At 65.0% G+C, this 14143-nt stretch carries 10 protein-coding genes; 1 reads left to right on the forward strand and 9 read right to left on the reverse strand.

Annotated elements, in window-relative coordinates:
• Positions 1 to 115 precede the first annotated feature (115 nt).
• Entirely contained in the window at positions 116 to 1342 is a 1227-nt protein-coding gene (locus tag FJ867_RS16880) for an FAD-dependent oxidoreductase (protein ID WP_140559883.1), read from the forward strand.
• A gap of 25 nt (positions 1343 to 1367) precedes the next feature.
• Here FJ867_RS16880 and FJ867_RS16885 read toward each other — a convergent pair whose 3' ends face one another.
• From FJ867_RS16885 to eutB, 9 genes are all read right to left on the reverse strand, one after another.
• On the reverse strand, positions 1368 to 1643 hold the full coding sequence (locus FJ867_RS16885) for a hypothetical protein (RefSeq protein WP_140559884.1): 276 nt from the start codon (positions 1641 to 1643) through the stop codon (positions 1368 to 1370).
• A gap of 164 nt (positions 1644 to 1807) precedes the next feature.
• Positions 1808 to 3304, reverse strand: coding sequence for an aldehyde dehydrogenase family protein (locus FJ867_RS16890; protein ID WP_140559885.1), 1497 nt, complete (start codon positions 3302 to 3304; stop codon positions 1808 to 1810).
• A 113-nt stretch (positions 3305 to 3417) separates the two neighbouring features.
• Entirely contained in the window at positions 3418 to 4680 is a 1263-nt protein-coding gene (locus FJ867_RS16895; RefSeq protein WP_140559886.1) for a D-tagatose-bisphosphate aldolase, class II, non-catalytic subunit, read from the reverse strand.
• Positions 4677 to 5672, reverse strand: a complete 996-nt coding sequence (locus tag FJ867_RS16900; RefSeq protein ID WP_140817985.1) for a sugar kinase — start codon at positions 5670 to 5672, stop codon at positions 4677 to 4679. Before FJ867_RS16900 ends, FJ867_RS16895 begins: the two co-directional genes overlap by 4 nt.
• Positions 5673 to 5744: 72 nt before the next feature.
• A complete protein-coding gene (locus FJ867_RS16905) occupies positions 5745 to 9554 on the reverse strand; it encodes a hydantoinase B/oxoprolinase family protein (protein WP_140817987.1) in 3810 nt (1269 codons plus the stop codon).
• Positions 9555 to 9817: 263 nt separating this feature from the next.
• Positions 9818 to 10819: a N(2)-acetyl-L-2,4-diaminobutanoate deacetylase DoeB gene (gene doeB / locus FJ867_RS16910; RefSeq protein WP_140817988.1), complete on the reverse strand. Its 1002-nt coding sequence runs from the start codon at positions 10817 to 10819 to the stop codon at positions 9818 to 9820.
• A 5-nt stretch (positions 10820 to 10824) separates the two neighbouring features.
• On the reverse strand, positions 10825 to 12003 hold the full coding sequence (gene doeA / locus FJ867_RS16915) for an ectoine hydrolase DoeA (protein ID WP_140499261.1): 1179 nt from the start codon (positions 12001 to 12003) through the stop codon (positions 10825 to 10827).
• A gap of 138 nt (positions 12004 to 12141) precedes the next feature.
• Positions 12142 to 13134, reverse strand: coding sequence for an ectoine utilization protein EutC (eutC, locus tag FJ867_RS16920; RefSeq protein WP_140521360.1), 993 nt, complete (start codon positions 13132 to 13134; stop codon positions 12142 to 12144).
• Positions 13134 to 14120, reverse strand: coding sequence for a hydroxyectoine utilization dehydratase EutB (eutB, locus tag FJ867_RS16925; RefSeq protein ID WP_140521359.1), 987 nt, complete (start codon positions 14118 to 14120; stop codon positions 13134 to 13136). The genes eutC and eutB overlap by 1 nt, the downstream gene beginning before the upstream one ends.
• Positions 14121 to 14143: the final 23 nt, after the last annotated feature.

Below are 14143 nucleotides of genomic sequence, written 5' to 3' on the forward strand. Positions count from 1 at the left end.
GCTCGGACCGAAGACGATATCGTGGCGGCACTTGCGGCAGTCGTGGGCGGCATACTTGAAAAGCATCTCGTATACGAGTATACGAGATGCTTTCATTGGGAGGAGGCTGCGCTCCATGTCCTTCAACTCGACTCGCGTCCAGACACCAATGGATGCCGTGGTCATCGGCGGCGGCATCGCCGGCTGCACGCTCGCCTATGAACTGGCCCGCCACGGTCTCAAGACGACGATCCTCGAGCAGAGCATGATCGCCGCCGAGTCCTCAGGACGAAACACCGGCACCTTGCTCACCGGCCCGCAGAAAGAGGTCGTCGAACTGCTGGACGCCAGCGTCGCGATCTATGCCGAGCTTGCCGACGGACCCGTTCCCTTCGAATTCGCCGCCATCGCACATCTGCTGATTTCCGAAGACGAGGCGAGTTTCGAGGCGACTGCCGCCGTGGCCGACCGCTACAGGGAAGCCGGCGTGGCGATGGAAAAGATCACGGGCAAGGAACTGGCGCGCGACCACCCGCGTGTCGGCTTCAACGTGGCAGGCGCCTATTCCGTCGGCCGTGCATGGACGCTGGAACCCATGGGCGCGACACATGCCTTCGCCCACGCCGCCCGTGAGGCCGGCGCGACGATCCGTACTGGCCTGCGCGTCGCCCAGATCTTCTCCAGGGGCGGCAAGGTCCAGGGTATCTTGACCGACCAGGGGATCGTTCCCGCCGATCTCGTCTTCATCGCCAACGGATTGTGGATGTCGGACCTTCTGCGCCGCACCGTCGGCGACGGACCGCTGCCCGGCCTGCCCTTCACCGCCGGCCGCGGCTGGTTGATCCAGTTGGGAAAACTCGACTTCGAGCTGCCCTGGATCGTCGAGGAATTGACCTGGCCGGATCAGGAAGAGCTCGGCCGGCGCATGAGGCTCGACGGCCTTGCCGATGTCGCCGCGCAGCGCGACGACCAGCCGGCGGTGGAAGCCATCTGCCTCAACCCCATGGGCGGCGGCGATGCCAGGCTTGGCGCCTCCGTCCAGCCGGCCTTCCGCGATCTCGTCCGCAACACCGACATGGCGAGCCGGATCGCCAGCCGCACGCTGCGCATGCTGCCGGGCCTCGGCGCGCCGCAGGTCAGGAACGTCTATCCCGGCAACCGCCCGATGCTGTCCGATGGCTTGCCGGTCGCTGGCAGGACGGCCGTCGAGGGCCTGTTCGTGCATGGCGGCATGGGTTCCATCGGCATGCATGCCGCCCCCGCCACCGCGCGCTGGCTGGTTGACGCCGTGTTTTCCGGCAATGGCAGCCCAGCCCAGACATGGCTGCGGCCGGACCGCTTTCCCGGATGGGAAGCGTCATGAGCCTGCTTGCGGAGCGGTCGGCCCGCTATTTTCCGCAATGGTGATCGTTGATCTTGTTCAGCGCATTCGCATCCGGCCCCACCCGGTGGTAGGAACAGGCGCCGGCGGCCGTCGTGACAAGCTGCCGGTCATAGTAGCGCGGGCCGCCGAACAGTATGTCGATAATATCGCCGTCAGCGGGAACATAGCGTTCGGGTTCGCCCTGGTGGTGGCGGTGCCTGGCCCCGGCGGACGCCGAAGAGGCGATGCCGCAGCCCATCACAAGGGCGAGAGCGCAGATCGCGAAGCGTTTCGTCGTCATCGACAATACCTTCCTGGCCAACCGGATTTCATCTTATATCCAAAAATCGCCGGATAAAGAAAAGTTCCTGAGAACGGGCGCCGGTTGATTTGCAGCCGGCGTGCATGAGCGGCAGCCTGGGAACCGGCGGCGCAGGCCGGCTCGCCTGACAACCGACAAAGGCCTTAGTCGGTCTGGATCCATACCGACTTGGTCTCCAGATACTCGTGCAGATGTTCGATGCCGCCCTCGCGGCCGTAGCCCGACATTTTCATGCCGCCGAACGGCACGGCGGGGTCGATGGCGTGGTACATGTTGACCCAGACGGAACCCGCCTTGACCCGGCGAGCGAGCTTGTGCGCCGTGCCGAGATGGGTGGTGAAGATGCCGGCGGCCAGCCCATAGGGCGTCGTATTGGCGCGGGCGACGGCTTCGTCAAGCGTATCGAAGGGCATTGCCGAGATAACCGGCCCGAAGATCTCTTCGCGCGCTATGGTCATCGTGTCGGACACTGCGCCGAAGACGGTTGGGGCGATGAAATTGCCGCCGTCATAGAGACCGCCGGTCAGGCGCGATCCGCCGGCGACCAGTTCCGCGCCCTCCTCGCTGCCCGCCTTGATGTAACCCTCAACCTTGCCGGCCTGCCTCGCATTGATGAGCGGCCCCATTTCGGTTTCGGCTTCGATGCCGTGGCCGATGCGCAGCCTACCGGCGAAGTCAGCGAGCCGGCGCACGAACTCGTCATGGATTTCGCGCGCCACGAACAGCCGCGAACCGGCGATGCAGACCTGGCCCGAATGCACGAAGACAGCCATCGCCGCGATCGGAACGGCCTTGTCGATATCGGCGTCGCGGCACACGATGAGCGGCGACTTGCCGCCGAGTTCTAATGAAACGCGCTTTAGATTGGCAACACCCGCCCGGGCGATCGCCTGGCCGGTGAGCGTCGAGCCGGTGAAGACGATCTTGTTGACGTCGGGATGTTCGGCGAGCCGCGCGCCGGCTTCGGCCCCGGTTCCGGTGACGATGTTGACGACGCCGTCGGGAACGCCCGCTTCCTGCATCAGCCGCGCGATCAAAAGCGGCGTCAGCGATGCATCCTCGGAAGGTTTCAGCACGATCGTGCAGCCAGTCGCCAGCGCCGGCGCGATCTTCCAGATCGACGCGGCGGTCGGCGCGTTCCAGGGAATGATGGCGCCGACCACGCCCACCGGCTCGCGCCGGGTGAAGCTGACGATCTCGCCCGGGATCGAATTGTCGATTGATTCGCCATGCAGCGCGGTCGCCATCCCGGCATAGAAGCGCAGCATGCCGATGACCCGGCGCCGGTTGGCGAGCGTGCGCGTGATCGGCAGCCCCATGTCGAGCGTGTCGGAGACGCAGAGCTCTTCCCAGTTCTTCTCGAAGAGATCGGCGATCCTGAGCAGCACGCACTGCCGTTCGTAAGGCGAAAATCCGGACCACGGACCTTCGAAAGCGGTGCGCGCAGCCGCCACCGCCGCGTCGATGTCGGCGGCGCCTCCGCGCGGCACCGTCGCCAACACCTGCCCCGTCGCCGGGTTGAGCGCCTGCATCTCCTGTCCGGACTGCGCAGCGACCCATTTGCCGCCGATGAACATCGGCCGGAATTCACCATGGTAGAGCGTCGCGGCCTTCGCCCTTGGGTCGAAGTTCAGCGTCATATCCTCCTCCTCGCCATTCCGTCGCGACTATTACTCCGGTGCAGGCACACCTCAAGCAAGTAAGCCGACAAGTCGTCGAAATGACCGAACTGCGTCCCCTGGCTATCGGCCGCTCAACCGCTGGAGGCGAAGCGGTAGCCCTCCAGCGCCTGCTGAACCGCGGCCACCAACACCGCCTCCGGATCGAGCGGCTGCCCGGCAAAGCGGTCAAGCGCGGGCAGATGCTGATGGAACAGCGTCACCGGCACGGCCAGCCCCGACAGGGCGGCTGTCAATCGCTGGACAGCTTCCATCGCCTTCTGATGGTTCCAGTAGTAACGTATGCGGTCCGACAGCGAATAATGCCGCTGCACGCGCTGTTGCGCCGCAGAGCCGTGGTAGTGGCTGTGCCAGTCCTTGGCATCGGCCGTCATCAGCGCTTCCATGGTCTGATAAAGCGGGCGCGCGCCGTAGTCGGGCAACAGGTCGGAGGCGATCAGGTCCAGCCCATAGAGCGCTTCGCGCAGTTCGAAAGTCAGCTGCGGCCCCACCTTGAGGATGGCAAAGCCGTCCTCGACCAGTTCGCGTAGGGCCGCTTGCGTCTGATAGTCGGTGGAATGGGCTTCGTAGACCAGGCCCGCTTCCTGGTCGAGCAATTCGCGCAGATGCAGCGCCTTGGCGCGATCGTAGAAGACCACGTTCTCGTTGCCGAACTCCACGCCCGGCTGCACCACCACGGCGATGACCCGCGAGAAGGCGTCTGCGAGGCCGTTCTCGTGGAAGATCTGCCGATGCACCGCCAGTGTGTGCTGGACCGCGGACAGGCTTGTGGGGCTGATTTCGCCGATGAGATGATCCGCTCCGCCCGGCGGCGGAACCTCGGTGCCGATCACGTAGAGTGGCCGGTCGGTCCCGCTGGCGGCGTCCTCGGCCTTGCGCGCCAGGCGGGCGGCGCGCCTGGCAATCGTAGCGTCATCCAGCGCCGCCGGCTCGCCCGCGCATCCCATGGAGGCATCGAGATGGATCTTGCGGAAACCGGCCCGGACATAGGCGGACACCATGTCCTCGGCCTTCGCCATGGCCGCGCCGGCATCTTCCCTTCGCCATGGATTGGGACCGAGATGATCCCCGCCGAAGATGACCCGCTCGGGCGCAAGGCCTTCGGAGCCGGCAATAGCGGTCACCGCCGCGACGAAGTCGGCGGGCTGCATGCCGGTATAGCCGCCGAACTGGTTGACCTGGTTGCAGGTCGCCTCGATCAGCAGCGGCCGGGAGAACAACGCGGCGTCGCGCACTGCGGCCCGGATCACGACTGGATGGGACGAGCAGACGGAGGTGATGCCTTCCGCCGCGCCTTGACGCCGGGAATTTGCAAGTTTCAGCAATGGATCGGTCACGGGCGTCGCCTTGGCGTGTTGGCAATGAACAGATCGAGTTCGGCACGCGTGCCGGCTCCTTCCATCGGGCCTTGCCGCGTGACGTTGCGCGCGCCTGCCGCATTCGCGTAATCGAGGGCGGTCACGGCAGGCATGCCGAGCCTGCGGCAGGCGATGTAGGCGCCGCCAAAACAGTCGCCCGCGCCGGTCGGATCGATCTCCTCGACCAGGAAGCCGGGCGACTCGACGCGGCTGCCGTCGGCGCCGAACAGGGACGCGCCCAACGCGCCCCGCTTGACGACGACCTCGCCGGCGCCGCGGGCAAACAGCGAGGCGAGCGCGTCGGCTTCATTGTCGTTGCCCGAAGCGGTGTGGAGTTCTTCACCCGACGGCAGGATCAGATCCGCAATGTCGAGAAGCCGTGCGAAGCGCTCGCGCGTCTGGCCATGGCCGAGCAGTTCCTTGCGAAGATTGGGATCGAGCGAGATGCTTCCGCCACGTCCCTTGACCACATCGATGGCATGGTCGAGCACCTCCCAAATGACGGGAATGCTGAGTGCGGTGCCCATGACGTGCAAATGGCCCGAACGCGCCAGCAGCGCCCTGGCCTCAGGGGTCAAGCCGACCCGCGCCGCGGCCGATTTGCCGATATTGTAGACGAAGTCGCGCGAACCGTCCTCGCGGTAGCGCACGAAGGCGCTGCCCGTCGGATAGTCGGGGCTGACGGCGATGGCCGTGACATCCGCACCGTCCCGGCGCAGGCGCTCGACATTGATCCTGCCGAAATCATCATCGCCGACGCAGGCGATGATGCCGGCCCGCCCGCCAAGCCTGGCGCATTGGTCGACGAAGATCGCCGGCGCCCCGCTCGGATAGGGTCCGGTCAGCGCGATGGGCTCGAGAAAGCCGTTGCCACGGCTGGTGGCCATGATCTCCACCAGGATCTCGCCCACGGTGACGGTCGGCCCGAGTCCATCGGGCGCCAGTGTCTTCAATGGGGATTTGCTTGGCATGGCGAAGGCCCCGTGTGAAAGGCAAGGGAAATGCGGATTCCAAAAAACGGATAGAGCGGTTCCGCGATTCTATCAAACGTTGGACGGCCCTGGCTCCGGCCTTCCGAACGCCCCGGGCGTCGGCGTCGTCACGATGACGGCGTCGCCGGCCTGAAGCACCGTCTGGTCGCAGGCTTTCAGCACCTCGACCGTGCCGTCCTTGCGGCGCACCTTGGTCGAGCCGACCTCGCCATCGCCACCGCCGCCCAGCCCTTGGGGCGGCCGGTTGCGATGCGAGGACAGGATGGCGCATTCCATCTTCTCCAGGAAGCGGATGGTGCGCTTCGTGCCGTCGCCGGCATTCCACCTGCCCTTGCCGCCGGAGCCTTCGCGGATGTGGAAATCCTCCAGCATCACCGGAAACCGCAGCTCCAGTATTTCCGGATCGGTAAGGCGCGAATTGGTCATATGGGTGTGAACGCCCGACGTGCCGGCAAAGCCGCGGCCGGAATTCATCTCGCCGGCGGGCGAACCGGAACAGATCGTCTCGTAATACTGGTACTTGCTGTTGCCGAAGGTCAGATTGTTCATGGTGCCTTGCGCATTGGCCATAGCGCCCATGGCGCCGAACAGCGCGTTGGTGACGTGCTGCGAGGTCTCGACGTTGCCCGCGACGACGGCGGCGGGATAGGCGGGTTTCAGCATCGAGCCGTCCGGGATGATGATGTTGATCGGCCTCAGGCAACCGGCATTCATCGGGATCATGTCCTCGACCATGACGCGGAAGGCATAGAGCACCGCCGCCCGGGCGACAGGCTCTGGCGCGTTGAAATTGTTCTTCATCACCGGCGACGTGCCGGTGAAGTCGACCGTCGCCTCGCGCTTTTGCCGGTCGACCGATATCTTCACCTTGATCACCTGGCCGGTGTCGGTGGGATATTCATAGGCCGATGTATCCGGCAGCCGCTCGATCACGCGCCGCACGCTCTCGGCCGCATTGTCCTGCACATGGCCCATATAGGCCTCCACGACATCGAGCCCGAAATGCGCCACCATCTTGCGCAGCTCCGCCACGCCCTTTTCGTTGGCGGCGAGCTGCGCCTTGAGATCGGCGATATTCTGGTGCGGATTGCGGGCCGGATAGCGGTGATCGGTGAGCAGCGTCTGCAGCTCATTCTCGCGGAACTTTCCGCGATCGACGATACGGAAATTGTCGAACAGCACGCCTTCCTCGTCGACCGTGGTGGCAAGTGGCGTCATCGAGCCCGGCGCGGTACCGCCGATATCTGCGTGGTGGCCGCGCGAGGCCACCCAGAAGAGGATCTTGGGCGATTGGCCAATCTCCCCTCTTGTCCGGGAAATCGGCTGCTCTTCCTCGAAAACCGGCGTGACCACCGTGATATCGGGCAGATGCGTGCCGCCATTATAGGGAGCATTGAGCGCAAAGACGTCGCCGGGATGAATGTCGCCGGAGTTCAGCCGGATGATGGTCTCGACCGAGCGGTCCATCGAGCCCAGATGCACCGGCATATGCGGCGCGTTGGCGACCAGCGCGCCGTTCCGGTCGAAAACGGCGCAGGAGAAATCCAGCCTTTCCTTGATGTTGACGGAATAGGCGGTGTTCTGCAGCGTCACGCCCATCTGCTCGGCGATCGACATGAACAAATTGTTGAACACTTCCAGCATCACCGGATCGGCCTCGGTGCCAAGTGCCGCCTGCCGGCCTTTCTTGCTGGTGCGCCGCATCAGCACGTGGTTCCTGGCCGTGATCTCGGCCTGCCAGCCCGGCTCGACGACGATCGTCTGGTTGGGCTCGATGATCAGTGCGGGGCCGGCGACCCGATCGGACGGCCGCAAGGCCTCGCGCCGACAGACGTCGGCTTCGTGCCATTTTCCTTCCGTATAGATCCGCCGGACCTCCTCGGCTCTGGCTTTTGATGGCTGCCCCGCCTGCGCATAGGCTTCGGTATTCTGCTCGCCGCCCGCCTCCGTCCCCTCGACGCTCACAGCTTCGACGATCATCGGCTTGTCCTCATAGACGAAACCGAATTGCGCCTTGTGGGCAGCCTCGAAATCGGCCCTCGCCCGCAACATCGAGCCATGGTCGAAATGCACCGGAAGTGCGGTGTCGGTGCCGTCATAACGGATCTGCAACGCCGGTCTGGCGGTCACCGCGTCCTCGGCGATGCCTTGTGCGGCGAGTTCCGCGACAACGGCGGTTTGCAAGGCCGCGATCAGGCCTTCGATTGCCCGTCTGGATTCTTCCGCCAGCGGTGCAAGCAAGGCCTGCTGGCGTGAGGCAAAGACCGAAGACAGGCCGATGCCGTAGGCCGACAGCAGGCCGGAAAACGGATGGATCAGCACCGCCTCCATGCCGAGTGCGTCGGCGACCAGGCAGGCGTGCTGGCCGCCTGCGCCGCCAAAACAGTTCAGGAGATATTCGGTGACGTCGTAGCCGCGCTGCACCGAGATCTTTTTGATGGCGTTCGCCATGTTTTCGACCGCGATGGTGACGAAACCTTCGGCGACCGCTTCGGCCGAGCGGCCGTCGCCGATTTCGGCGGCGAGCGCGGTGAATTTCTGGCGAACGGTGTCCACATCGAGCGGCTCGTTCTGGCCGGGGCCGAAGATGGTCGGGAAAAAATCCGGCTGCAGCTTGCCGAGCATGACGTTGGCGTCGGTGACGGCGAGCGGGCCGCCGCGCCTGTAGGCGGCGGGGCCTGGATTGGCGCCGGCGGAGTCCGGGCCGGTGCGAAAGCGGCCTGCTTCGTAGTGCAGGACCGAGCCGCCGCCGGCCGCCACGGTGTGGATGCGCATCATCGGCGCGCGCACGCGCACGCCTGCGACCTCGGTATCGAAGGCGCGCTCATATTCGCCGTCATAATGGGCGACATCGGTGGAGGTGCCCCCCATGTCGAAACCGATCACCTTTTCGAAGCCGGCGATCTTTGCCGTCTCGACCATGCCGACGACCCCGCCGGCCGGGCCAGACAGCAGCGCATCCTTGCCCTGGAACAGGTCCGCGGCGGTCAGCCCGCCAGAAGACATCATGAACATCAGGCGGGGATTTTCCCTTCCCCTCGAGGGGAGGGTGGCGGCGAAGCCGCCGGGTCGGGTCGGATCGACGGGGTTCGACGTCTTGGTGGTGCCTTCTGCGGCGATCCCCTCTGCCGGCTTCGCTGACATCTCCCCCTCGAGGGGGGAGAGAACGCCGAGTTCCTGGCCTACCCTTTGCACATATCTCGACAGGATCGGAGACAGATAGGCGTCGACCACGGTGGTGTCCCCGCGGCCGACCAGCTTGATCAGCGGCGACACCTCGTGGCTGACCGAAACCTGGCCGAAACCGAGCTTGCGGCAGACCTTTGCGACTGCCTTTTCGTGATCGGGATATTTCCAGGCGTGCATGAAGACAATGGCGACCGCGTCGATGCCGTCCGCCTTTGCCTGTTCGATCGCCGGGCGACAGGCAGCGATGTCGAGCAGCCGTTCGACACAGCCGTCGGCAAGCACGCGCTCGCTGACCTCGATGACGCGCTCGTAGAGCTGTTCGGGGAGGATGATCTCCTTGGCGAAGATGTCGGGCCGCGCCTGATAGGCGATCCTCAACGCATCGCGAAATCCCTTGGTGATGAGCAAAAGCACGCGGTCGCCCTTGCGCTCCAGCAGCGCGTTGGTGGCGACCGTGGTGCCCATCTTTACGTCGCCTATCAGCCCGGCGGGGATAGGCTCGCCGGGGCGCAGGCCGAGAAGGTCGCGAATGCCCTGGATGGCTGCGTCGGCATAGGCCTCGGGATTTTCGGACAGAAGCTTGCGCGGATGCAGGCCGCCCTCGGGATCACGGCCGATAACATCGGTGAACGTGCCGCCGCGGTCGATCCAGAAATCCCATTTTTGTTGCATTCCGACACCCTCTTTATCGCGAGTATGGCAGCAAAGTCATACTCTTTGATACCCGAGTTCGCGCCGGAACAAGTCGTCGCGCCGGCGCCTCTTCGATGACGGTGGCTTTGGATGTCTGAGGCCCTGGCAAGGCACGCGCCTCCGCAGCGCGCCGGCCGGAGCCGTGAGCGCGGCCGGGCTGGCTCGCCGGCCGCTATCTGGATCCAGGGTGGAAGAATGCGAGATAGGTCCAATCCTGCCCGCCGTGCAGGCCGACCCTTCCGTTAGTCGACCAATGCGGCAACCACCGAGACGCAGTCCCCGGCCTTGACCAGGCCGGGGAAATGCCGCGCCGCCAACATGCCCGACATTTTTGCCCGGATCTCCTGGGGGGCGATGCCGGTTCGGCCGGTGGAATGGATGCGCGCCAGCACCGCGCCCTTCTCGACAGGCTCGCCGAGATCGACCATCGTCTCGACCATGCCGTCTTCATCCGCGAAGGCAAAGCAATCGCCGGACGGCATGTCGAGCCATTGGGTTGGCGTCTTTTCGACCGCACCGGCAACGATGCCGGCATGCCTCAGCACGTTGAGCATGCCGCGCCGGGCGATCCGCACCGTCTCCGCTCTCGACGTGCCTCCACCGCCGAGCTCGGTGGTGACGAACACCTTGCCCATGTCCTCGGCGGCGGTATCGTACATGCCGACGGCATCGATTTCGATCATGCGCATCGAGAACGGCGCCGCGAAGGCTTCGACCGCCGCGAAGGCCCTCTGCTCCAGGGCCTTGTTCGGCAGCGTATGGGCGGCGCAGAACGGCACGAAGTCCAGCGTCTTGCCGCCGGAATGGAAGTCGAACACGATATCCGCGCGGGGAAGCAGCTCCCGCTGGAAATAATCGGCGATCTTTTCCGTCACCGTACCGTCTGGCCGGCCTGGAAAGCTGCGGTTCATGTTGCCCTTGTCGATCGGCGAGGTGCGCGTGCCGGCGCGGAAGGCCGGATAGTTCATCGCCGGCACGATGATAACCGTGCCGCTGACTTGGGCGGGATCGAGCGTGCGCGCCAGATCATAGAGCGCCAGCGGCCCTTCATATTCGTCGCCATGATTGCCGCCGGTCAGCAGGGCCGTCGGCCCCTTGCCGTTGCGCAGGACGCAGATCGGGATCATCACCGAGCCCCACGCCGAATCGTCGCGGCTGTAGGGCAGGCGCAGGAAACCGTGCTGTGCGCCGTCGCGATCGAAATCGACCGAGGGCGAGACCGGCGACGGACGAAGGTCGGACATCGGTTTCAATTCTTCACCACCAGCTTGCGCGGCACATTGGCCAGGCACTCGACGCCCGTCTCGGTGATCAGGATGGATTCGGTGATTTCCAGCCCCATCGTCTCCAGCCACAGGCCGGTCATGAAATGGAAGGTCATGCCGGGCTTCAGCTCGGTGCGATCTCCGGGGCGCAGGCTCATCGTGCGTTCGCCCCAGTCCGGCGGATAGGAAAGGCCGATCGGGTAGCCGGTGCGGTTGTCCTTGACGATGCCATATTTCTTCAACACCGCGAAGAAGGCGTTGGCGATGTCTTCGCACGTGTTGCCGGGCTTGGCTGCCGCGAGCCCCGCGTCCATGCCTTCGAGCGTCGCCTTCTCCGCATCGAGGAATTCCTGTGTTGGCTTGCCGAGGAACACTGTTCGCGACAGCGGGCAATGATACCTGTTGTAGCACCCGGCGATTTCGAAGAACGTGCCCTCGCCCGACTTCATCGGCTTGTCGTCCCAGGTCAGGTGCGGCGCCGAGGCGTCGGCGCCCGACGGCAGCAGCGGCACGATCGCTGGATAGTCGCCGCCGATGCCGTCGACGCCACGCGTGCCGGCATCATAGATCTCGGCGACGAGATCGCATTTGCGCATGCCGACCTCTATCTTGTCGACGATGCGCTGGTGCATCGCCTCGACGATGCGGGCGGCCTTGCGCATATAGTCGATCTCGGTCGGGCTCTTCACAGCGCGCTGCCAGTTGACCAGCGCGGTGGCGTCGACGAAACGGGCATTGGGCAGGTGCTTCTGCAAAGAGGCGAAGGCGGCGGCCGAGAACCAGTAATTGTCCATCTCGACGCCGACGGTCAGCTTGCCCCAGCCGCGATCGGCAAGCACGCTCGACAGGAAATCCATCGGATGGCGCTCGGTCGACTGCACATAGTGATCGGCATAGCCGACGATGTTGTCATGCGCGAGATAGGCGGTGCGCTTGGCGCCGTTGGCGTCCTGACCGCGGCCATACCAGACCGGCTCGCCCGACGGCGGCACGATGACGGCCTGATGCACGTAGAAGGACCAGCCGTCATAGCCGGTGAGCCAGGCCATGTTGGAGGGGTCGCTGACAATAAGCAGATCGACGCCTTTCGCCGCCATGGCTTTCCGCGTTTTGGCGAGGCGATCCGCATACTCGCTTCGCGAGAATTTCAAATTCGGTTGCATTTTGTTGGTCCTCGTTTGTTGGGCCCTGGAACCCGCTTCAACTTCCGTTGAATCTGGCTCCAGGTAATTTTTTGTTTGAGCATGATCTCCTCGGAAAACCGGTTCCCACTTTTCCGGATCATGCTCTTGCGGCCAGCATCAACTTTCAAAAATGGTTCCGGCTTTCGCGACCCGGGCCCGGTCACGGGCTAGCGTGGCGATCGCGGTGTCCTGCACGCCGGTGCCGGTCAGGTCGGCGATGGTGATGTCGTCCGCCGCACGCCGGCCATGCCGTTCGCCGGCGATGATCTGACCGAGTTCGGCCACCTCCGTGTCCGCCGCCATCACGCCGGCGGAGATGGCATGGTGCAATTCACCGAGCCGGCGCGTCTGCCTTGCGCTGTCGGCGACATAGAGATCGGCCATGCGCAGGATTGCCGGTGCGATCTCGTTCTTGTGCTCGGCGTCCGAGCCCATGGCGGTGATGTGCTGGCCGGCCGAGACGAAGCCGGCCTTGATCAATGGTTCTGTCGAGGGCGTGGTGGTGACGATGATGTCGGCGCCGGCGACCGCCTTGGCCGCATCCGGTTCTGCGCGCACCACGATGCCCAGTTTTTCGCTCAAGGCGCCGGCCGCGGCTTGCGCCTTGGCCGCGTCGCGCGCCCAGATGCGGGCTTCTTCGATCGGCCGCACCAGGCGCAGCGCCTCAAGCTGCAATCCGGCCTGCACGCCGGCGCCGAAGATGGCGGCAATGGATGAGTCCGGCCGCGACAGGTGTTTTGCGGCGACCGCCCCGGCGGCTGCGGTGCGGACGTCGGTGAGATAGCCATTGTCGAGCAGCAACGCCTCGACCAGACCGGTTTTTGCCGACAGCAGCACCATCATGCCGTTGACGCTGGGCAGGCCGAGCTTGGGATTGTCGAAGAAGCCGGGGCTGATCTTGATGGCGAAGCCATCGATGCCAGGCACATAGGCGGTCTTCACGTCGACCTCGCCGCGATGCTCGGGGATGTCGAGCCGCAGGATCGGCGGCATCGCCACCGGCAGGGTAGCGAGCGCCCGGAAGGCGTTTTCGACGCAAGCGACGGCGTCGAGATCGAGAGCTACGATCTCGCGTAGTTCTTTCTCGGTAAGGATGGTCATCCGGTTCATCAGGCGCGCTCCGCAACTACTTCGCCGCAAACGATCTTTCTGTGCAGGCTCATATCGATATTACGACCGGAAAGCAGAACGACCACCGGTCCGTTTGGCTTCACCTTGCCGGCAAGCAGCGCAGCGATACCGACCGCGCCGGCGCCCTCGACGATCTCGCGCTCCTGTTCATAGGCATGGCGGATGCCGGCGGCGATCTCGTCTTCGGAAAGCAGCACGACGTCGTCGAGCAGGTCTCGGCACATGGAAAAGGTCAGCCGGTTGTCGAGGCCAATGCCGCCGCCGAGCGAATCCGCCAGCGTCGGCAGCTCCTCCACCTGCACCGGGCGCCCCGCATCGAGGCTGGCTTTCATCGCCGCGCCGCGCGCCATCGAGATGCCGACGACCTTTGTGCTCGGCCTGACGCCCTTGACCGCTGCGGCAATCCCGGAGGCCAACCCGCCGCCGGAGAGCTGCACCAGCACCAGAGCGGCGTCAGGAACCTGCTCCATGATCTCCAGCCCGAGCGTGCCCTGCCCGGCGATGATGTCGGGATGGTCGAAGGGTGGCAGCATCACGAGACCCTCTTGCGCCACCAGCCGCTCGACCTCCTGCTGCGCGTCGTCCTGGCTGTCGCCGACAATGCGGATTTCCGCGCCGAGGCAGCGGATGGCATCGAGCTTGTTCCGAGGCACCAGCCGCGACATGCAGACAACCGCGCGCATGCCTTCGAGCCTGGCGGCATGGGCGAGTGCGCGGCCGTGATTGCCGGTCGAAGCCGCGACAACACCGCGTGCCCGCTGCTCGGCATTGAGCGAAGCAATGGCGTTCGAGGCGCCACGCAGCTTAAAGCTGCCCGTGATCTGGCGGTGCTCCAGCTTGAGGTGAACGGGAAGGCCGAGCCGCTCCGACAGGCTCTCGGATGGCACGACCGGTGTCGGCTCGACCTTGCTGGTGATGCGTTGGCGCGCGGCGCGGATGTCTGAAAGGGCGACGGCGTGCGTCATGGGTCGCTCGTGCATGCAGGACA

It is taken from the genome of Mesorhizobium sp. B2-5-3 (assembly GCF_006441005.1).
Classification (GTDB): domain Bacteria; phylum Pseudomonadota; class Alphaproteobacteria; order Rhizobiales; family Rhizobiaceae; genus Mesorhizobium.